The following is a 20,961-nucleotide window of genomic DNA, read 5'->3' as shown; positions in this document are numbered from 1 at the left end:
AGCCGGATTCAGGACTGGGGTAAACCGCGTTCCAGCCAAAGTCGGCTGGCCAGTGTCACCAGACCGTCGAGCAGTAACGCCAGCAGGGCGGTGCAGGCTGCGCCGAGAATCAATTGCGGCTGATTGTTCAAGGCAATGCCGGGGAAAATCAGGCTGCCCAGGCTATTGGCGCCGATCAGGAACGCCAGCGGCGCAGTGCCGACGTTGATCGCCAGTGCGACGCGCACGCCGCCGATAATGATCGGCATCGCGTTCGGCAGTTCGACCCGCCAGAGCACTTGGCGCGGGGTCATGCCGATGCCGATGGCCGCTTCCTTGAGTGAGCCCTGAACGTTTTTCAGGCCTTCGTAGGTGTTGCGCACGATGGGCAACAGGGACGCGAGGAACAGCGCAAAGATCGCGGGGCCGCTGCCGATCCCGAGTATTCCCAGGGCGATGGCCAGTACGGCGAGAGGCGGGACAGTGTTGCCGATGTTGAAGAGCTGCATGAAGCGTTCGGCGCGTCCGACCATGGTCGGGCGGCTGAGGAAGATACCGGCGGGGATGCCCACAACGAGGGCGGCCAGCATGGAAACGAGGACGAGAATCAGATGAGCTTGCAGGTAAAACAACAAATCGTCGCGGTACAGGTCGATCGTGTTGATGCCGATCCAGTGGATCAGCAGGGCCAGAAGGGCGACGACAACCGCTCCTCCTATCAGCCCTTTGCCATAGCGAATAGCCACAGGCGGACTCCTTTATTTCAGTCGGCGAACAGCGCTTCGTGTGGCAACGCCATACTTGGCTGCCGAAGACACTGTTCGCGAAAAGCAGCTCGTCAATGCCGGCAAAGCGGCATGAGATCGAGCCATAAGCGCAGCCTCGTCAGGCTGACTTGCTGATATTTCAGCCCCTGACGACAGGTCGTAACAGGGGAGTGGACGGCTCCACGGTTTAAAAGGTTCCCACGTTAGACAGTATTTGGCCACCCCGGTCGCCTCTCACTCCGTAGCAACTGCCGAGCCTGCGAGGCTGCGTTCGGCGGCGAAGCCGTCGTAAAGCCGTTACACACGGTATACCTGAAAGACCGCATTGTTTGATTTACGGCCGCTTCGCCGCCGAACGCAGCCTCGCAAGCTCGGCAGCTGCTACAGGGCGAATGGTGGTCCGTAGATGTCGTTTTGAGCTATACTCGCCGCCCTTTTTTGAATCACCTGCCAGGCGATTTCCCATGACCAAACAGGCCGCCGAAGTCGCGAAACGCCGCACTTTCGCCATTATTTCCCACCCCGATGCGGGTAAGACCACCATCACCGAGAAGCTCTTGCTGATGGGCAAGGCGATTGCGGTTGCCGGCACGGTGAAGTCTCGCAAATCCGACCGCCATGCCACCTCCGACTGGATGGAAATGGAAAAGCAGCGTGGTATTTCCATTACCACGTCGGTCATGCAGTTCCCGTATCGCGATCACATGATCAACCTGCTCGACACCCCGGGCCACGAAGACTTCTCCGAAGACACCTACCGCACCCTGACGGCGGTCGACTCGGCATTGATGGTCCTCGACGGCGGTAAGGGTGTAGAGCCACGGACCATCGCCCTGATGGACGTTTGCCGTCTGCGTGACACGCCGATCGTCAGCTTCATCAACAAACTCGACCGCGACATTCGTGACCCGATCGAACTGCTCGACGAAATCGAAGCCGTCCTGAAGATCAAGGCTGCGCCGATCACCTGGCCGATCGGTTGCTACCGCGATTTCAAAGGCGTCTATCACCTCGCCGACGACTACATCATTGTCTACACCGCTGGCCATGGCCACGAGCGGACCGATGTGAAAATCATCGAGAAGCTCGACTCCGATGAAGCCCGCGCCCACTTGGGTGACGAGTACGAGCGCTTCATCGAACAGCTGGAACTGGTGCAGGGCGCCTGCCACGAATTCAATCAACAGGAATTCCTGGACGGCCAACTGACCCCGGTATTCTTCGGTACCGCGTTGGGTAACTTCGGAGTCGATCATGTGCTCGACGCCGTGGTCGACTGGGCACCGAAGCCGCTGGCCCGTGTCGCCAATGAGCGCACGGTGGAACCGGTAGAAGAGAAGTTCAGCGGCTTCGTGTTCAAGATCCAGGCGAACATGGACCCTAAACACCGCGACCGCATTGCCTTCATGCGTATCTGCTCCGGCAAGTACGAAAAAGGCATGAAGATGCGCCATGTGCGCACCGGCAAGGACGTCCGGATCGGCGACGCGCTGACCTTCTTCTCCTCCGAGCGTGAGCAGCTGGAAGAAGCGTTTGCCGGCGACATTATCGGTCTGCACAACCACGGCACCATCCAGATCGGCGACACCTTCACCGAAGGCGAAGCCCTGGGCTTCACCGGTATCCCGCACTTCGCCCCGGAACTGTTCCGTCGCGTACGTCTGAAGGATCCGCTGAAATCCAAGCAACTTCGCCAGGGCTTGCAGCAGCTGGCCGAAGAGGGCGCGACCCAGGTGTTCTTCCCGGAACGCAGTAACGACATCATCCTTGGCGCCGTCGGTGTGCTGCAGTTCGATGTGGTCGCCAGCCGCCTGAAAGAGGAATACAAGGTCGAATGCGCCTACGAGCCGATCACCGTGTGGTCCGCGCGCTGGATCGATTGCAGCGATAAGAAGAAGCTCGAAGAGTTCAGCGTCAAGGCTGTGGAAAACCTCGCCCTCGACGGCGGCGGCCACCTGACTTACCTGGCCCCGACCCGAGTCAACCTGGCGCTGATGGAAGAGCGCTGGCCGGACGTGAAATTCCGTGCGACGCGTGAGCATCATTAATTTGTAGAAGCACGGCTTGCCGGCGATGGCGATTTCGAATTTGCCATCGCGAGCAAGCTTAGTTCCTACAGGCTGATTGGTTGTATCCCAAGCCCCGTTGCGTAAGCTGCGGGGCTTTTTATTGGGCAAGTCGCCACCAGTGCCCAGTGGCAATTAAATAGCGATTCGACCTAGCCATTATTCCAAACCTGTCTTTTGGCAAACGGCAATTGGCGACCATCGTTAGTGTCCTATCTGGTCAATCCGATCTATCCAGACTAGATTTCAGACAGCGCTACGCTCGTTGGACATACGATCCGTAGCTACTCGTGATTCACCTACGAAAGGATGGAATCAGCTATGAGCATTTTTCAACGCATGGTTTTACTGATCAAAGTGCTGGTGCTGCTGTCGGTGGGCACTTCGGCAGCGTGGGCGAGCAGCGGCGCGGTGCAGGACCAGGGTTTTTGGGCAGCAAAAAGTGTGCAGGGCAGTGGCTTGATGGTTGCCACCGGTGATCAGAGTCAAAGTGACACTAAAGGCGATGAGGACCCATCCTCCGACGATTCCGAAGACGATACCCAGGGTTAAGGCTTAAGGATTCAGACAAAAGAACCCTCCTCCTGTCGGACTGATGCGCAGTCCGACAGGAGGAGGGTTGGTCAACGCGTTTCAAAAAGCGCCCCGAGAGGGCGCTTTTTCATGCCCGGCCTAGACGACGAATTGCTCGGCGTAATGGCAGGCCACCTGGCGGCTGTCGAGCTGGCGCAGGGCCGGCTCTTCTTTGCTGCACAGTTCGGTGGCGTACGGGCAGCGCTTGTGGAACGCACAGCCGGACGGCGGGTTCAGCGGGTTCGGCAGTTCGCCGACGATCTTGATTTTCGGCTTGGTCGGATCCGGATGGATCGTCGGCGTGGCCGACAGCAGGGCCTGGGTGTACGGGTGCAGGGGACGGGTGTAGATGTCTTCTTTCGGGCCCATTTCCACCGGCCGGCCGAGGTACATCACCAGCACCTGGTCGGCGACGTGACGCACCACCGCCAGGTTGTGGGAGATGAATACATAGGCGGTGTTGAACTCTTGCTGCAGGTCCATGAACAGGTTCAGCACCTGGGCCTGAATCGACACGTCCAGCGCCGAGGTCGGTTCGTCCGCGACCAGCACTTTGGGTTGCAGCATCATGGCGCGCGCCAGGGCGATCCGTTGGCGCTGGCCGCCCGAGAACATGTGCGGATAACGCTGGTAGTGCTCAGGACGCAAGCCGACCTGCTTCATCATCGCCTGGACTTTTTCACGGCGTTCGGCCGCGGAAAGCTTGGTGTTGATCAATAATGGCTCTGCAAGCTGATCGCCGATTTTCTGCCGTGGGTTCAACGACGCGTAAGGGCTCTGAAAGACCATCTGCACGTCTTTGCGCAGCTGTTTGCGCTCGGCCTTGTTGGCGCCGGTGACTTCCTGCCCGGCGATTTTCAACGAGCCCGAAGACGGCTCTTCGATCAGCGTCAGGGCGCGGGCCAGGGTCGACTTGCCGCAGCCGGATTCGCCAACCACGGCGAGGGTTTTGCCGGCTTCGAGTTCGAACGACACGCCATTGAGTGCGCGTACCAGCGCGGTGCCTTTGAACAGGCCGCGGGAGACTTCGTAGTGACGGGTCAGGTCACGGGCGGTGAGAACGACGGCCATTACGCCACCTCCTGATTCAAAGGATAGAAGCAGCGGGCGAGGCTGTTGCTTTTCGGGTCCAGGCCTGGACGTTGTTGACGGCAGCTGTCCTGCACGTACGGGCAGCGCGGCGACAGCAGGCAGCCTTGCGGACGGTCATAGCGACCGGGAACAATGCCCGGCAGGGTGGACAGGCGCGAGGAACCCAGGCTGTGCTCGGGAATAGCCTTGAGCAGCGCTTCGCTGTACGGGTGCGCAGGGATGTCGAACAACTGCGGCACCTGACCGACTTCTACCGCTTGGCCGGCATACATCACGCATACGCGCTGGGCGGTTTCGGCCACCACGGCGAGGTCGTGAGTGATCAGCACCAGGCCCATGTTCTGCTCTTTTTGCAGCGCCAGCAGCAGGTCCATGATCTGCGCCTGAATCGTCACGTCCAGTGCGGTGGTCGGTTCGTCGGCGATCAGCAGTTTCGGCTCGCCGGCAATCGCCATGGCAATCGCCACACGTTGGCTCATACCGCCGGAGAGTTGGTGCGGGTAGGCATCCATACGGCTCGCGGCGCCCGGGATTTCGACTTTTTCCAGTAGCTCGATGGCGCGCTTGCGGGCGTCCTTGCTGGACATTTTCAGGTGCAGGCGCAGCACTTCTTCGATCTGAAAGCCGACGGTGTAGCTCGGGTTCAGCGCGGTCATCGGGTCCTGGAAGACCATGGCCAGGTCTTTGCCGACGATTTGCCGACGCTGACGATTGCTGAGCTTGAGCATGTTCTTGCCGTCGAAATTCAGGGCGTCAGCAGTGACGATCCCCGGATGTTCGATCAGGCCCATCAGCGCCATCATGGTCACGGACTTGCCGGACCCCGACTCGCCAACGATGGCCAGGACTTCGCCCTTGTCCACGGAAATGTCGAGACCGTCGACCACCGGAACGGCGTTCTTGTCGCCGAAGCGAACGTTGAGATTCTTGATTTCCAACAGTGACATTTGAATCTCCTCAGGCGGCGTTCTTGAGTTTCGGGTCCAGCGCATCGCGCAGCCCGTCGCCCATCAGGTTGATTGCCAGCACGCTGAGCAAAATGGTCAAGCCAGGCAGGCTGACGACCCACCAGGCGCGTTCGATGTAGTCGCGAGCCGAAGCCAGCATGGTGCCCCACTCAGGGGTTGGCGGTTGTACGCCAAGGCCGAGGAAGCCCAGTGCTGCGGCATCGAGAATCGCCGAGGAGAAGCTCAGGGTCGCCTGAACGATCAGCGGCGCCATGCAGTTGGGCAGCACGGTGATGAACATCAGGCGCGGCAGACCGGCACCGGCCAGGCGCGCGGCGGTCACGTAGTCGCGGTTCAGTTCGCCCATGACCGCAGCGCGGGTCAGACGAACGTAGGCCGGCAGGGACACCACGGCGATGGCGATCACGGTGTTGATCAGGCCAGGGCCGAGGATAGCGACGATCGCCACAGCCAGCAGCAAGGACGGCAGGGCCAGCATGATGTCCATCAGGCGCATGATGGTCGGGCCCAGCAGGCGCGGGAAGAACCCGGCGAACAGACCCAGCAGGATCCCCGGAATCAGCGACATGACCACCGACGACAGGCCGATCAGCAAGGACAGGCGCGAACCATGGATCAGGCGCGACAGCAGGTCGCGTCCCAGCTCATCGGTGCCGAGCAGGAATTGCATCTGCCCATTTGCCAGCCAGGCCGGCGGGGTCAGCAGGAAGTCGCGGAACTGCTCGCTCGGGTTATGCGGAGCAACCCATGGGGCGAAAATCGCGCAAAAAATAACCAGCAGCATGAACAACAGGCCGGCGACGGCGCCCTTGTTCTTGGAGAACGCTTGCCAGAACTCTTTGTACGGCGACGGATATAGCAGGCTTTGATCGACTGCTACGGCGGTAGTTGGAGTACTCATTCGTAGGGTCTCAGCGCTGGTGACGGATGCGTGGGTTTGCAAAGCCATAAAGAATATCCACTACAAAGTTGACCAGAATCACCAGGCAGGCGATTAACAGAATTCCGTTTTGCACCACGGGGTAATCCCGGGCGCCAATGGCTTCGATCAGCCATTTGCCGATGCCGGGCCACGAGAAGATGGTTTCGGTCAGAACCGCACCGGCGAGCAATGTGCCGACTTGCAGGCCGACCACGGTCAGTACCGGGATCAAGGCGTTGCGCAGGCCGTGAACGAACACCACGCGCGACGGCGACAGGCCTTTGGCCCGGGCGGTGCGGATGTAGTCTTCGCGCAGGACTTCGAGCATCGAGGAACGGGTCATCCGGGCGATCACCGCCAGCGGGATGGTGCCGAGCACGATGGCCGGAAGAATCAGGTGGTGCAGGGCGTCGAAGAACGCGCCGGTGTCATTGGCCAGCAGGGTGTCGATGAGCATGAAGCCGGTTCTTGGCTCGATGTCATACAGCAGGTCGATCCGCCCGGACACCGGGGTCAGGCCCAGGGATACGGAGAAGAACATGATGAGAATCAGGCCCCACCAGAAAATCGGCATCGAATACCCGGCAAGGGAGATGCCCATCACCCCATGGTCGAACAGGGACCCTCGCTTCAGCGCCGCGATCACCCCGGCCAGCAGGCCGAGAACGCCAGCGAACAGCAGGGCCGCCATGGACAGTTCCAGGGTGGCGGGGAACAGCGAGGTGAATTCAGTCCATACGCTTTCACGGGTCCGCAGGGATTCACCCAGGTCGCCGTGGGCCAGTTTGCCGATGTAGTCCAGATACTGGGCATACAGCGGTTTGTTCAGACCAAGGCGTTCCATTGCCTGAGCATGCATTTCGGGATCGACCCGACGTTCGCCCATCATGACTTCCACGGGGTCGCCGGGAATCATGCGAATCAACGCGAAAGTCAGCAAGGTGATGCCGAAGAACGTGGGGATCAATAATCCCAATCGGCGGGCAATAAAACTAAACATCTTGTGGTGTACCTCATCAGCCGGTTAGGCGTTCCCGGCAGCGTTGGGGTCAACGTTGCCGGGCGTTTTCTTATCTACTTCACTTGGGTGGTAGCGAAGTTGTTAGTGGTCAGGGGGCTAATGTGATAACCCTCGACGTTATTGCGCATGGCCGTAAACATTCGGGTGTGGGCCATGCTGATCCATGGCTGGTCCTGATTGAAAATAGCCTGCGCCTGTTCATAGAGCGCTGCACGTTCGGTCGGGTTTACTTTAGCCCGGGCTTCATCGATCAGCGTCTGGAACTTCTCGTTGCACCAGCGGGCGTAGTTTTCGCCGTTCTTGGCGGCCTCGCAACTGAGCATAGGCGTCAGGAAGTTATCCGGGTCGCCGTTATCGCCCGCCCATCCGGCAGACACCATATCGTGTTCACCGTTTTTAGCGCGCTTGAGCATTTCGCCCCATTCCATGACGCGAATGTCGAGCTTGATTCCAACCTTGGCCAGGTCGGCCTGCATCATCTGCGCACCGAGCATCGGGTTCGGGTTGGTCGGGCCGCCACCGTTACGGGTGAACAGGGTGAACACGGTACCATCCGGAACACCGGCTTCCTTGAGCAGGGCGCGCGCCTTGTCCAGGTCACGTTTCGGGTTTTGCAGGGTCTTGTTGTAACCCAGCAGGGTCGGTGGGTACGGGTTCACTGCCACCGAGGCATTGCCTTTGCCGAACAGTGCGTTGACGTAGGCTTCCTTGTCGAACGCGATATCGATGGCTTTGCGGACCCGCACGTCGCTCATGTACTTGTGGGTGGTGTTCATGGCGATGTACGAAACAGTCATCGCGTCGAGTTCATCGACGCTCAGGTTGGCGTCTTTCTTGATGCTCGGGATGTCATCGGGCTTGGGATACAGCGCGATCTGGCACTCGTTGGCCTTGAGCTTTTGCAGGCGCACGTTGTTGTCGGTGGCGATGGCCAGGATCAGCGCTTCAGCCGGTGGCTTGCCACGGAAGTACTCCGGGTTGGCCTTGAAGCGAACCTGCGCATCCTTGGCATAACGCTGGAAGATGAACGGGCCGGTACCGACCGGTTTGTTGTTCAGGTCACCGGTTTTGCCGGCCTTGAGCAACTGATCGGCGTACTCGGCAGGGTAGATCGAGGAGAAGGCCATGGCGATGTCCGCCAGGAACGGCGCTTCACGGCGGGTCAGGGTGAATTTGACCGTATTGTCGTCAACCTTCTCGACACTCTTGAGCAGCTCTTTGAAGCCCATGCTTTCAAAGTACGGGAAGCCCACGCTCGACTTGGTGTGCCACGGGTGGTTCGGGTCCAGCTGACGCTGGAAACTCCAGACCACGTCGTCGGCATTCATGTCGCGGGTTGGCTTGAAGTATTCGGTGGTGTGGAACTTGACGCCTTTGCGCAAGTGGAACGTGTAGGTCAGACCGTCCTCGCTGATGTCCCAGGAGTCGGCCAGTGCCGGAATCACTTCAGTGGTGCCGGGCTTGAAGTCCGCCAGACGGTTGAAGATGGTTTCGGCCACCGCATCGGCTGTGACTGCAGTCGTGTACTGGACCATATCGAAGCCTTCCGGGCTGGCTTCGGTACAGACCACCAAGGGTTTGGCCGAGGCGCCAATAGCGACACTCAGCAGCGTGGCGGCGATGGCCGCACGTAGGGGTAGCATTTTCATCAAGAGCCCTCTGCAATCGGTTGAACAGGAAAAAACCAGACGGCCGACTCATCGTGAGTCAACCGTTTGGCAGCGCTTTTACAGAATGTTGAACGGGATGGTGGTCACGAGACGGAACTCGTTGATGTTGCCGTCGCCCTGGTTCGCGCTTGCACGGTGAGTGGTGTAGGTCGCGCGAACGGTGGTGGCTTTCAGCGGGCCACTTTGTACGGCGTAGGAAGTACCGATGCCGTATTCATAGTGGTGTTCGCCATCCAGGTTTTTCACGTCATAGGCAGTCCCGGTGTAGTGCGTACCGTCGATGCCCCAGCCGCGAGCCTGGTAGATGTTGAACTTCAAACCGGGCACGCCGTATTCAGCCATGTTCAGGCCGTAGGCGATCTGGAAGGATTTCTCGTTCGGACCGTTGAAGTCCGACAGCAGGGAGTTAGCCAGGTAGATGCCGTTGGTTTCGTGCAGGTAGTCGAAGTACTCGTCACCGACAATTTGCTGCCAGGAGAATGTCAGGCTGTGGGCCTGGTGGGTCAGGCCGAACGACAGGGAGTAGGCATCGTTGTCGATTTTCCCCATTTCCTTTTTGCCGGTGTCGAGGGTCTTGTAGTAGTTCAGGCCGGTGGTCAGGCCCAGCACCGAGCTATCGCCCAGTTCGTGGGTGGCGCCGAAGTAGTACTGATTCCAGAAGTCTTCGACATTCGCGACGTACAGGCTGGTCTTCAGGCTTTTAAACGGCTGATAGTTCAGACCGGCGGTGTTCACGTGATCGGTTTCGGCGTTGTTGTTGTTATATTCGGAGCGGAATTTCGACAGGCTTTGTTCGGTCCGTGGCGATACGCGGTCGAACGTGCCGAGATCGAACGACAGGTTATTGAACTCTTCGCTGTGGATCGACACACCTTCAAAGCTTGAAGGCAGTGGACGGTTGCCGATGACATCGACAATCGGGGTGCTGAAGTTCTGACGGCCGGCGGTCAGGGTGGTGTTGGAAATACGTGCCTTGACGTTCGCCAGGCCGAGCTTGCTCCACTGATCTACCGGATCGCCATTGTTGTCACTCAGGGTGCGGTTGTTTGCACTTGCGCCACCGCTGCCAGCGGCAACGTCGTGACGGCTGCGATCCAGAGCAATCGCGTTATACGCGGCGATCTCGGTACTGATACCGACCGTGCCTTGGGTAAAGCCCGAGGTGTAATTGAGAATCGTGCCTTGAACCCAGTTTGTACGACGTGGAGTCGTGGTGAGTACGCCATCTTTTTGATATTTGAAGCGGTCATCACGACGCTTCAATTCGTTTGCGTACCAGTTGCGGGTGGATCCCGACAGGCTCTGACCTTCGATAAAACCCTTGGTATCAGCCTGGGCATTGGTGGTGCTCAGGCCGGTTGGAACGAAATCCTGGCTTGCAGGTTCAGCGTAGGCGGTAGCCGTGACGCTGCTGATGGCCAAGGCCAATATCGCGGTGCTGCTCAGTTTCATGGGTGAAGCTCCTTTCTTTCTTTTTTTAATGCCGGTCTTTTTTGGTGATCCGGCTATTTGGTTTTGAACTCATTCACGTATCGCAAACGTTTGCATTTGGCGTGTTCGCCGAATTCAGGCAACACCTTTGCGTGAGGGCGAAAATCGCCCTCAGGTTTTTGGCTAATCAGTTATTGGTCGATGCTGACACCCGAGAAGACGTTACGGCCGAAGGGGCTGACCTTGAATCCTTCGACTTTGGCGCTCAACGGCTGGTTGACCGTCGAGTGGGCGACAGGCGTGATCGGCACTTGCTGCTTGAGCAATTGCTGAGCCTGTTTGTAGAGCACCGTGCGTTGCTCACGGTCGGTGACAATCTTGGCTTGCTTGATCAGCTTGTCGTATTGCGGGTCACACCACATGGAGTAGTTGTTGCCGCCAATTGCGTCGCAGCTGTAGAGGGTGCCCAGCCAGTTGTCCGGGTCCCCGTTGTCGCCGGTCCAACCGATCAGGCTGATGTCGTGTTCGCCATTCTTGGTGCGCTTGATGTACTCGCCCCATTCGTAGCTGACGATCTTTACTTTCAGGCCGATTTTCGCCCAGTCCGACTGCAGCATCTCAGCCATCAGCTTGGCGTTCGGGTTGTACGGACGCTGTACCGGCATGGCCCAGAGTGTGATCTCGGTGCCTTCCTTGACCCCGGCAGCCTTGAGCAATTCCTTGGCTTTTTCCGGGTTGTAGGCGGCGTCTTTGATGGTTTCGTCGTAGGACCACTGGGTCGGTGGCATGGCGTTGACCGCCAGTTGGCCGGCGCCCTGGTACACCGCCTTGAGAATCCCCTGCTTGTTCACCGCCATGTCCAATGCCTGGCGTACTTCGAGCTGGTCGAAGGGTTTGTGCTGCACGTTGTAGGCGATGTAGCCAAGGTTGAAACCGGGCTTCTCGATCAGTTGCAGCTTGGGGTCGTTTTTCAGCGCGTCGACATCGGCCGGACGTGGGTGCAGGGTGATCTGGCACTCGTTTTTCCTGAGCTTCTGCACGCGCACCGACGCATCGGTGTTGATGGCGAAAATCAGCTGGTCGAGCTTGACCCGGCTCGGGTCCCAGTACTGCTTGTTGCCGGTGTAACGGATGTTGGAGTCTTTCTGGTAGCTCTTGAACACGAACGGCCCGGTGCCGACCGGCTTCTGGTTGATGTCGCTCGGCTTGCCGGACGCGAGCAACTGGTCGGCGTATTCGGCGGAAAGAATCGCGGCAAAACTCATGGCGATGTTCTGAATGAACGCGGCGTCTACCGAGTTCAGGGTCATGACCACGGTCAACGGCCCGGTCTTCTCGACCTTGGCGATGTTCTTGTTCAGGCTCATCCCGTTGAAGTACGGAAACTCGGTCGGGTAAGCCTTGCGGAATGGATGCTCGGTATCGAGCATGCGATTAAAGGTGAACAACACATCGTCGGCGTTGAAGTCGCGGCTCGGTGTGAAGTACTGGGTGGTGTGAAATTTCACCCCTTCGCGCAGGTGGAACGTGTACTTGAGACCATCCTCGGAAATATCCCAACGTGTGGCCAGGCCCGGTACGACATTGGTGGAGCCTTTTTCGAACTCGGCCAGCCGGTTGTACAACGGTTCGGCGGCGTCATTGTCGGTCGCAGTGGTGTACTGCGCGGTGTCGAAGCCCGCCGGGCTGCCTTCAGAGCAAAACACCAGGCTGTTATTGGCGGCCTGGCTGATTGACGTGGCGGCCAACAGACCGGTGCCCAGTAATGCGGATAAAACCAAGGTATGGCGCATAACGCTCCCTCTCTTTTTAGGTGTTAAACAGTGAGTCGTCGTCCCGTCCTGGGACGTGCAGACATCACTGATCCAAAGCCATGGGGGTCAGCAGTTGCCAGCCGCAGCGAAAAAACGGCCGTACCCCGACGGTATGAGTCGAAGGTCAGGCGGTAAATGCGTAAGGCCTGAAAAACAGGTAGGAAAAGGCGACACGTCCTAAGCCCGCTGCAGTGGTCCGCAGTGGTTTGGGAAGTAGGCGAATTCCAGCTGTCTTGGCAGATAAGGCAACGGCGACGTCAGGGACGTCACCGTTGCAAAACCTTATTTGCTGACGCTGACTCCGTAGAAGGAGTTCAAGCCAAACGGGCTGATCTTGAAGTCCTGCACGTTGTCGCGCATGGGTTGGAACACCGTCGAGTGAGCGATAGGTGTCATTGGAACGGCGTCTTTGAGGACGTGTTGCGCCTGTTTGTACAGTTCGGTGCGCTTGGCCTGATCGGTGGTGCGCTTGGCTTCTTTCACGATGCCGTCAAACTTCTTGTCACACCATTTTGAGAAGTTGTTGCCCTGCAGTGAATCGCAGCCGAACAGCACGTTCAGCCAGTTGTCCGGGTCACCGTTGTCGCCGCTCCAGCCAATCAGCATCGCGCCGTTTTCGCCGCCTTTGGAGCGCTTGATGTACTCGCCCCACTCATAGGTCACGATCTTGGCCTTGATACCGATCTTGGCCCAGTCGGACTGCAGCATTTCAGCCATCAGCTTGGCGTTCGGGTTGTAAGGACGCTGCACCGGCATCGCCCACAGGTTGATCTCGGTGCCTTCCTTGATGCCGGCTTCCTTGAGCAGCTGTTTGGCTTTCTCAGGGTTGTATGGCGCATCCTTGATGGTGGTGTCGTAGGACCACTGGGTTGGCGGCATGGCGTTGACCGCCAGTTGACCCGCACCCTGGTAAACCGAGTCGATGATCTGCTGCTTGTTGACGGCCATGTCCAGTGCCTGACGCACTTTCAGTTGAGCCATCGGGTTCGGCTGATCGCTGCCCTTGATCTTGTCCATCACGTTGTAGGCGATGTAACCCAGGTTGAAACCAGCCTGGTCAGGCACCTTCAGGGTCTTGTCTTCTTTCAGCGCCTTCAGGTCAGCCGGGCGTGGGAACAGGGTGATCTGGCACTCGTTCTTTTTCAGCTTCTGAATACGTACCGACGGGTCGGTGGTGATGGCGAAGATCAGGTTGTCGATCTTGACGTCGTCAGGCTTCCAGTAGTCCTTGTTCCCGGTGTAGCGGATGTTGGAGTCTTTCTGGTAGCTCTTGAACACGAACGGACCAGTGCCGACCGGCTTCTGGTTGATGTCGGCGGCTTTGCCTTCCTTGAGCAGCTGGGCGGCGTACTCGGCGGACTGGATCGAAGCGAAGCTCATGGCCATGTTCTGGATGAACGCGGCATCAACTTCCTTGAGGGTGAACTTGACGGTGTGATCGTCGACTTTATCGATCTTGGTGATGTTGGTGTCCATCCCCATGTCGGTGAAGTACGGGAATTCGGTCGGGTACGCCTTACGGAACGGGTCATCCTTGTTAATCATACGATTGAAGGTGAACAGCACGTCGTCGGCGTTGAAGTTACGGGTCGGCGTGAAATACGGCGTGGTGTGGAACTTCACCCCATCGCGCAGATGGAAGGTGTAAGTCAGGCCATCGGGGGAAATGTCCCAGCTGGTGGCCAGGCCAGGAACAACGGCGGTGCCGCCACGTTCGAACTGGCTCAAACGGTTGAACATGGTTTCTGCTGAGGCGTCGAAGTCGGTTCCGGTGGTGTACTGACCAGGATCAAAACCGGCCGGGCTCCCTTCGGAGCAAAACACCAGGTTAGTCGCCGCTTGGGCGAAAGGTGCGCTAGCTAATAAGCTTGCGCCGACTAAAAACGGAATGACCGCGTGTTTAAGCATGGTGGCCTCATGATTTGTTGTCATTTTTGGAATTAGAGGACGACCTCGTGAGTCGACCTGCCGATACTTATGCAGGGCCCATACCCAATGCAAGATGCCGGGGAGCTACAAGCCTTAAACAGTGGCACGAACGTACCTAAATGTCGCATATGTATAAAAGTTGACGCATTTGACCGTTTGCGGTCGTATTTCTCGGTGCAAACGACGCACCATTGAGGTGCGGCCAGGGCGCCTGGCGCACCCGGCCGGAGCGTGGTGTTACTTATTTATACCCACGCCATAAAAGGGTGTGAGGCCGAACGGGCTGATCTTGAAGTCGGAAACTTCCTTGCGCAGAGGTTGAAAAACCGTCGAGTTGGCGATCGGTGTGATAGGCACTTGTTGCTTAAGGATTTTTTGTGCCTGTTGATAGAGCTTGACCCGCTCGTCACGGTCAGTGGAGACCTTGGCCTGCTGAACCAGCTTGTCGTACGCCGGGTCGCACCACTTGGCGTAGTTGCTACCTTTTACGGCGGCGCAGCTGTAGAGCACGCCGAGCCAGTTGTCCGGGTCACCGTTGTCGCCGGTCCAGCCGTAGATCATCGCGTCGTGCTCGCCGTTCTTGGCGCGCTTGATGTACTCGCCCCATTCATAGCTGACAATGTTGGCCGTGATGCCGACCTTGGCCCAGTCCTGCTGAATCATCTGTGCCGACATTCGCGCGTTCGGGTTGGACGCCCGCTGCACGGTCATTGCCCATAAATTGATAGTGGTACCGGGTGCAACCCCTGCTTCTTTTAGTAGCGCCTTTGCCTTGGTCGGGTCGTAGGGCGCGTCCTTGATGGTCGGGTCATACGACCATTGCGCTGGCGGCAGGGCGTTCTGCGCCAACTGCCCGGCACTTTGATAGACGGCCTTGATGATCGCCGGCTTATCGATGGCCATGTCCAGCGCCTGGCGAACCTTGAGTTGATCCAGTGGCGGGTGGGATACGTTGTAGGCCAGGAAGCCAAGGTTGAAACCGGCTTGCTTGAGCACCCGCAGATTCGGGTCCTGCTCCATCACCTCGATGTCGGCCGGTCGCGGATAACCGCTGACCTGGCACTCGCCGGTCTTGAGCTTTTGCAGGCGCACGGCGGCGTCCGGGGTGATCGAGAAAATCAGGTTGTCGAGTTTCACATCCTCGGGTTTCCAGTAGGCGCGGTTGGCGCTGTAGCGGATCTGCGAGTCCTTCTGATAACGCTTGAACACAAAGGGCCCGGTGCCAACTGGCTTCTGGTTGAGGTCGGCGGCTTTGCCTTCCTTGAGTAACTGCTCGGCGTACTCGGCGGACTGGATCGACGCGAAGCTCATCGCCAGGTTCTGCACAAACGCGGCGTCGATGTTGTTCAGGCTGAAGCGCACGGTGTGTTCGTCGACCTTGTCGACACTCTTGATCGTGGTGTTCAGGCCCATGTCGGTGAAGTACGGCGACTCGGCGGGGTAGGCCTTGCGAAATGGGTTGGCGGGGTCGAGCAAGCGCTGGAAGGTGAACAGCACATCGTCCGCATTGAAATCGCGGCTCGGCGTGAAGTAGTCGGTGGTATGAAACTTCACCCCGTCACGCAGGTGGAAGGTGTAGGTCAGGCCGTCTTTGGCGACCTCCCAACTTGTTGCCAACCCTGGCTCGACTTCGGTGCCACCGCGTTTGAACTGCGTCAGGCGGTTGAAGACTGTTTCCGCCGAGGCATCAAAATCCGTGCCGCTGGTGTACTGGCTCGGGTCGAACCCGGCAGGACTGGCTTCGGAGCAGTAGACCAGGGTCGTCGCGGCCTGGGCGAATGGGGCGATGGTGGCGAGGGTGAGGGCAAGCAGGAGCGGTTTGACGGTGGTTCTATCCATGGAGTCCCCGAGGGTTTGGCGGCGGCTTTTTCTGGAGAGTAGCGTTGTTGACGGGGGCCGCGGAAATATCCGTTTGTTAGGGTGACCCCTCTGTTATGGCATACACGGCGGGTTGTTGGCCTTAGACGTGTGTGGTCCGCGGCTCAGCCCAGCAGTCCGGAGTACTTCCCCCATCCCCATAGGGCAAAAAAGCCGAAGAATGAATAGGCAACCATTCGATGGGAAATAACGACCCAACGTCGTAGGTGCGGGGGAAAGCGCTTGATGTCATCGATAGAGTGCGGGTCGCTTCTCAGCAGAAATGAATCTTGCGCGTGCAGCATTATCGAGAGGTGGCTCAGGCGGTAGCTACGGCCGTACACCCCATTACCCATTACTCGGAGATTGCGGCCTACGAAGTAGGAGTTGCTGAGGTGTGATTCAAGTTCTTCCAGTTTGAAAAAGCTGATGTATACCCGCAGCAATAAAATCATCAGAGTCAAGGCAAGAAAGGCACTCAATATGGCTGTGTAGAGCAATTTCAGCTCGCCCATTGGGCTGGCAATTGTTGTGCGCATATACAGCAAGCCGTCCCAGAGCAAGAGGAGTCCAGCGCTGGTCATCGCAATGCGTATCAGGTTTTTTGGAATCTCTGCCCATTTTCTTAGACGCCTTGGCAGGATTTCAGCTTCCATAAATGCATAGGGGTCCAACATCTGATGCTGATAGAAACTGCCTGTTAACGCGCCTATCAGTCTTAGTCTGTTCATCCGTCCAAACAGACCGTTGCCTACACTGTTTCGATTGATGCTCACGAGATGAGACGCGATGAAGTGTTTTTCAATGTGATCGAGCTTGAAGCAGGCGGCAAACAATATGATTGCCTGGCTGAGAAAAATCAGAAGAAAAACAATTGTCCATAAAGTGAGTTGAATGTGATCAATGGGCAGAGCTATCACAAGTAGCCCTTAATGTTGATCCAAACTGAAACTCCAACTCCCCAGGCGATGCAACACGCATTGATGTGACCAGGAATAATGACCCAGGGCCGCAGGCTTCTTGGGAAGCGCTTTACTTCCTCGATTGAGTCTGGGTCCATTTTGCGGAAAAATTTGAACACCAATAGTGACCATATCAACACTAGATTTCCGGTTCTTAGGATGATTGGAGTACTGGCGTCACCTCGGTGAGCTGCGGCAAAGCGGGAGTATTTAAAGTGACTTTGCATCTCTTTGAGCTTGTAGGTCGCGACATACACCATAAATGTGTAGTTCAGAAAAAACAGTGCGAAAAGCGGAAAGCCAGATAGGTCTACTATTTGGTTAAGTTCCATAATTCAAACCTTATATCATTCATCGCAAAACAAGTTTTGAGTAGTGACTACAGTATAAACCTGCTCCATGCCCCGATTGCCACCAGCCAGATCGTGCAAAACGCGTTGATGTGGCCAGGAATAATGACCCAAGCTCGCAAATGCTTGGGGAAGTGGTTAACCCCTTCGATTGAGCCAGGGTCGAGATTTCGCAGATGTTTGAATACAAGCACCGCCCAAACTGTTCCCAAACAGCCGACTCGGCGGATGATTGAGCGGTAGGAATTGCTGTGATAGCGGGAGACAAATATGGAATGCTCGAAGTGGCTCTCCATTTCCTCAAGTTTGTGAGTGGCTACATAAGCGCAGAATGCATAGTTGAGTATTGTCAATATAAAAAGTGGCCCTGCGGAAAAAACTATCAGCAGATCAAGTGTCATGGTTCGGTCCTCTCATACATAGCTTCACCCAAACGCTCGCCACTCGCTGCGCCAAGATCCCCTAGTCCTGCTGCGAGAAACCCACTTACCAGCAACATACAGCCAACGCCGCCGACCCCACCTGTACCAACGCCAATGGCTAAACATGTCCCCTTGGCTACAGCGGGAGCAATAGCACTCGCGAGAGCGCCACCCGCAATATTGCCAGCAAGTTTCCCACCTTCCACAAACCGAACCTGCCTGCACTGGTCCTCTCTTCCTGTACGACACGTTTCATGAATTTTCATCGCCGCAGCACTAGCACCCAAACCAATCGCCACATAACCACCCGCTTTCATGTACTTCGAGGCTCGCGCAACACCCTCGATATGAGTGGCATAACCTGGCAACTGAGTCGGTGCGCCAGCTTTGCTCCAATGATGAACCGTTCGACGAGTGGATAGTCCTAACGCACGTTTGAGTTTGGGGTGATCCGGGATGCCCGTAGCCTTACGCATCAAAGGTCCCAAACTGGCATCCAGTTTCGCCATGAGTCGCTTACGCTGCGCAAAAAAGCCGGGGGATTTCAGGTGGCCGTATTGCCGGTACTGTTCCTGATGTAAACGCTCAAGCTCGGTGAGGGTGTTTCGCAACGTTTCCAGATGCTGGCCAACCATGAAGGACGCTACACCCAGCGCTCCTGAGGCGACACCTAAAAACGGTTCTATCACTTCATGATGCTCAACCATGAACGAAGCTTCTTCATCGCTCAGGTCCTTGAGCGCTTCGTTGACCTTATCTGCAGCGATCATCAATTGCGCCTCCTCCCGGCGACACATGTAATGCCTGGAATCGCTGAAGATCACCATTTGCCCGGGCTTCACCTGTTCGCCGAGATGGCGGTTGAGCGAGCGGAACACTTTGCGCAAGGCATCGCTGGGCGGGTTTTCGTACAGCGAGCGTTCCAGTGTTTCGAGACTCATAGGCCGCTGGATGATGTGAAACCCGGACTCGGCCGGCTGCGGCAGGGTGAATGCGTGGTCCTCGACCAGGTGCTGTGCTGGTGGCGGTTCGGGTTTGGGCTTGAAGGCGTTCCACGAGGCGCCGCCGTTATCGGGGGCGACGCGTGGTGCCACCATCACCCAGTCTCCGCTGCTGACAGCGTCGATGAGTTTTTTCTGATGGACCGCCTGCATGTAGTTGGAGCGATGGGCGCCGACGGAGCTCAGCAGGTCGTCGAAGCCTTGCAGATTGTCTGGAGAACTCAGGGCCTGGCGCAGGTCGTAGGCCGCCTGGCTGCTGTCGAGCACCTGGCCGCGCTGGCCGGCGAGTTGGCTTTTGGGGATGAGTTTGGTCACGCCCGTGTCCCGTTCCGTGGAAACGGGCGACTGTGGCGAGTGGACTCAGAAAATGATGCCGGGCGATTCGGTGACGGATGTAGGGATGATCCGATTCGTTGGCATGCCGACATTAACGTTTACAACACCAGCGACTCCTACAAAAAGCGCTGTCAGCCGAAGGCATGAGGGCGATTGTTCCGACGAGTTGTGGCGGTTGCGCTGGGTTTGGGGCTGCGCCTAACCTTTTGCTGTCGCTGAAAACTCAGCGAACGGGTGTGAGATCCCGGCAAAGAGTATGAATCGAGTGCCAGTACTACCATAATTGCCGCCAGCTTATCCGCTGTTCGCAATGCTTTATGGCGACTGTGTGCGGGCAGACTTCGGTCTGGCCGGTTCTACTCCCGGTAATCTCACACCGCACACAGCTGCCACCCCTTCGCCGAGTGAGATCGGCAAGAGATGGCTCCCAAAATGAGTGGAGTATTCACATGGACAAGTTAATCCCCGATCCCCCCGCACCCGACGACGTTTCCCCGTACGAATCCCTCGATTCCAAAAAGCTCCACGACGCTGCCCACCGGGCACTGGATCACTACCTGAAACCGACGCTCGCCAAACTGCGCTTCAGCGATTTGCGTTCCGACCGGTTATTCAGTGTCGCCCCTGAGGTGGGCACTGAAAGCCTGTTGGCCAATGCCTCGGAAGACCTGGCGTCGGTGAAAGTCATGGCCGCCGACCTGGCGTTCGAGATCGAAGGTTCGCGGCGCCATGTGGCGCTGGCGATTTGTCGGCTGGTGGATGGCGTGCAGTTGCTGGTGGACAGGGCACTGGATGATTTCGATGTGTCGGAGCCAGCGGAGTACCAGGTCAAGTAGGGCGCAGTGGGTCAGTCAGCGGAAGGCTGGCTGACCCACCTCAACTTCAAGGCATCAACACTTCAATCGAGCCATCGGCGGTCATGTTGACCTGGCTGGTGCCGGCTTCGACATCCGGGGTCACCGGTGCCGAGTCCATGCCCGCGGCTTTCATCATCATCGGCGCACGCAGGTAAGGCTGTGGATAACCGTTGCTGTTGAGGTTCAGGTTGACGATTTTGTAACCCTTGCCGCCCAGTGCATCGGTGGCCAGTTGGGCGCGGGCCTTGAAGGCGGTGACGGCTTCCTTGAGCAGCGCATCTTCGCTGGCCTTGCGGGTCGGGGTGGCGATGGCGAAGTCCATGCCGCCCATTTTCAGGTCGGTCAGCAGTTCGCCGGTGAGCTTGGACAGCGCCGCGAAGTTCGAGCTTTCCAGGCGCAGTTCGGCACGTTCACGCCAGCCAGTGATCTTCTGGCCCTTGGTGTCGTAGATCGGGTAGCTGTGACGGCTGCCCTGGCGCAGGGTGATGTCCTTGACCTGTTTGGCCTGGGCCAGCGCCTTGTTCATGGTGGTACTGACGTCGGCGGCGAGTTTCGCCGGGTCGGTGTTTTGTTCTTCGGTGTAGAGGGTCACGATCATCAGGTCGCGGGCCACTTCCTGACTGACTTCGGCGCGCAGGGAAATCTGGTTGTAGTGAAGTTCGTCGGCGGCCAATGCCGGCAGGCTGGCAACGGTGCCGACACTGAGGGCGAGAAGGGCGGCGCTGCGGCGCAATGTGTTCATGAAGTCTCCTTGGGCGGTGCGCAGGGGTAAGGGTCCAAGCCTGCGTGAAACCATCAGACTGTAGCTTTTATTGTCGGGTTCACCCGATTACAACTTCTATACAGATCTGACCGCCTACCGTTCCCCTTGGCAGAAGAGCTTTTGTGGCGAGGGAGCTTGCTCCCGCTCGGCTGCGAAGCAGTCGTAATCCTGTGTACGCGGT

At 57.8% G+C, this 20,961-nt stretch carries 18 protein-coding genes; 3 read left to right on the top strand and 15 right to left on the bottom strand.

Features of this window, described 5'->3' with window-relative positions; genetic code table 11:
- Nucleotides 1-8 precede the first annotated feature (8 nt).
- Entirely contained in the window at nucleotides 9-725 is a 717-nt protein-coding gene (locus AC1RJ3_RS25815; protein ID WP_493081267.1) for an ABC transporter permease, read from the bottom strand.
- 485 nt (nucleotides 726-1,210) lie between these two features.
- Here AC1RJ3_RS25815 and AC1RJ3_RS25810 point away from each other — a divergent pair, with 485 nt between their 5' ends.
- Nucleotides 1,211-2,794 (top strand): peptide chain release factor 3, encoded by a 1,584-nt coding sequence (locus tag AC1RJ3_RS25810; protein ID WP_103315796.1) that lies wholly within the window; start codon nucleotides 1,211-1,213, stop codon nucleotides 2,792-2,794.
- A gap of 327 nt (nucleotides 2,795-3,121) precedes the next feature.
- Nucleotides 3,122-3,364: a hypothetical protein gene (locus AC1RJ3_RS25805; protein WP_371919124.1), complete on the top strand. Its 243-nt coding sequence runs from the start codon at nucleotides 3,122-3,124 to the stop codon at nucleotides 3,362-3,364.
- A gap of 120 nt (nucleotides 3,365-3,484) precedes the next feature.
- Here the strand turns inward: AC1RJ3_RS25805 and AC1RJ3_RS25800 are convergent, their stop codons facing one another.
- The 13 genes from AC1RJ3_RS25800 to AC1RJ3_RS25740 all read right to left on the bottom strand — a co-directional run bounded on the left by AC1RJ3_RS25800 (nucleotide 3,485) and on the right by AC1RJ3_RS25740 (nucleotide 19,139).
- Entirely contained in the window at nucleotides 3,485-4,456 is a 972-nt protein-coding gene (locus AC1RJ3_RS25800; RefSeq protein ID WP_054594034.1) for a peptide ABC transporter ATP-binding protein, read from the bottom strand.
- The gene (locus AC1RJ3_RS25795) at nucleotides 4,456-5,424 is read right to left on the bottom strand and encodes an ABC transporter ATP-binding protein (protein WP_054594033.1); all 969 of its coding nucleotides are present in this window, start codon (nucleotides 5,422-5,424) and stop codon (nucleotides 4,456-4,458) included. The genes AC1RJ3_RS25800 and AC1RJ3_RS25795 overlap by 1 nt, the downstream gene beginning before the upstream one ends.
- A gap of 10 nt (nucleotides 5,425-5,434) precedes the next feature.
- Nucleotides 5,435-6,346, bottom strand: coding sequence for an ABC transporter permease subunit (locus AC1RJ3_RS25790; RefSeq protein WP_054594032.1), 912 nt, complete (start codon nucleotides 6,344-6,346; stop codon nucleotides 5,435-5,437).
- 10 nt (nucleotides 6,347-6,356) lie between these two features.
- Entirely contained in the window at nucleotides 6,357-7,367 is a 1,011-nt protein-coding gene (locus AC1RJ3_RS25785; RefSeq protein ID WP_054594031.1) for an ABC transporter permease subunit, read from the bottom strand.
- Between the two features lie 74 nt (nucleotides 7,368-7,441).
- Nucleotides 7,442-9,037 carry an ABC transporter substrate-binding protein gene (locus AC1RJ3_RS25780; protein WP_493081263.1) on the bottom strand — a complete coding sequence of 532 codons (1,596 nt, stop codon included), beginning with the start codon at nucleotides 9,035-9,037 and terminating at the stop codon, nucleotides 7,442-7,444.
- Nucleotides 9,038-9,115: 78 nt separating this feature from the next.
- Nucleotides 9,116-10,510 (bottom strand): OprD family porin, encoded by a 1,395-nt coding sequence (locus AC1RJ3_RS25775; protein ID WP_054594029.1) that lies wholly within the window; start codon nucleotides 10,508-10,510, stop codon nucleotides 9,116-9,118.
- Nucleotides 10,511-10,680: 170 nt separating this feature from the next.
- Nucleotides 10,681-12,282 (bottom strand): ABC transporter substrate-binding protein, encoded by a 1,602-nt coding sequence (locus AC1RJ3_RS25770; protein ID WP_054594028.1) that lies wholly within the window; start codon nucleotides 12,280-12,282, stop codon nucleotides 10,681-10,683.
- 303 nt (nucleotides 12,283-12,585) lie between these two features.
- Nucleotides 12,586-14,211 (bottom strand): ABC transporter substrate-binding protein, encoded by a 1,626-nt coding sequence (locus AC1RJ3_RS25765; protein WP_054594027.1) that lies wholly within the window; start codon nucleotides 14,209-14,211, stop codon nucleotides 12,586-12,588.
- A 258-nt stretch (nucleotides 14,212-14,469) separates the two neighbouring features.
- On the bottom strand, nucleotides 14,470-16,071 hold the full coding sequence (locus AC1RJ3_RS25760) for an ABC transporter substrate-binding protein (RefSeq protein WP_493081260.1): 1,602 nt from the start codon (nucleotides 16,069-16,071) through the stop codon (nucleotides 14,470-14,472).
- Between the two features lie 143 nt (nucleotides 16,072-16,214).
- Entirely contained in the window at nucleotides 16,215-17,009 is a 795-nt protein-coding gene (locus AC1RJ3_RS25755; protein ID WP_493081258.1) for a hypothetical protein, read from the bottom strand.
- Nucleotides 17,006-17,383 (bottom strand): hypothetical protein, encoded by a 378-nt coding sequence (locus tag AC1RJ3_RS25750; protein ID WP_493081256.1) that lies wholly within the window; start codon nucleotides 17,381-17,383, stop codon nucleotides 17,006-17,008. The genes AC1RJ3_RS25755 and AC1RJ3_RS25750 overlap by 4 nt, the downstream gene beginning before the upstream one ends.
- A gap of 47 nt (nucleotides 17,384-17,430) precedes the next feature.
- Nucleotides 17,431-17,802 carry a hypothetical protein gene (locus tag AC1RJ3_RS25745; protein WP_347928002.1) on the bottom strand — a complete coding sequence of 124 codons (372 nt, stop codon included), beginning with the start codon at nucleotides 17,800-17,802 and terminating at the stop codon, nucleotides 17,431-17,433.
- Nucleotides 17,799-19,139 (bottom strand): hypothetical protein, encoded by a 1,341-nt coding sequence (locus AC1RJ3_RS25740; RefSeq protein ID WP_493081254.1) that lies wholly within the window; start codon nucleotides 19,137-19,139, stop codon nucleotides 17,799-17,801. The genes AC1RJ3_RS25745 and AC1RJ3_RS25740 overlap by 4 nt, the downstream gene beginning before the upstream one ends.
- Nucleotides 19,140-19,609: 470 nt before the next feature.
- Between AC1RJ3_RS25740 and AC1RJ3_RS25735 the strand changes: the two genes are divergently transcribed.
- Entirely contained in the window at nucleotides 19,610-19,996 is a 387-nt protein-coding gene (locus AC1RJ3_RS25735) for a DUF6124 family protein (protein WP_347927998.1), read from the top strand.
- A 46-nt stretch (nucleotides 19,997-20,042) separates the two neighbouring features.
- On the opposite strand, the gene AC1RJ3_RS25730 is transcribed toward AC1RJ3_RS25735, so the two are convergent.
- Nucleotides 20,043-20,759, bottom strand: coding sequence for an SIMPL domain-containing protein (locus AC1RJ3_RS25730; protein ID WP_347927997.1), 717 nt, complete (start codon nucleotides 20,757-20,759; stop codon nucleotides 20,043-20,045).
- Nucleotides 20,760-20,961: the final 202 nt, after the last annotated feature.

It is taken from the genome of Pseudomonas sp. GW822-FHT04C11 (assembly GCF_058800905.1).
Note: the sequence above shows the minus strand (reverse complement) of the source record. Positions and strands in the feature narration are given on the sequence as shown.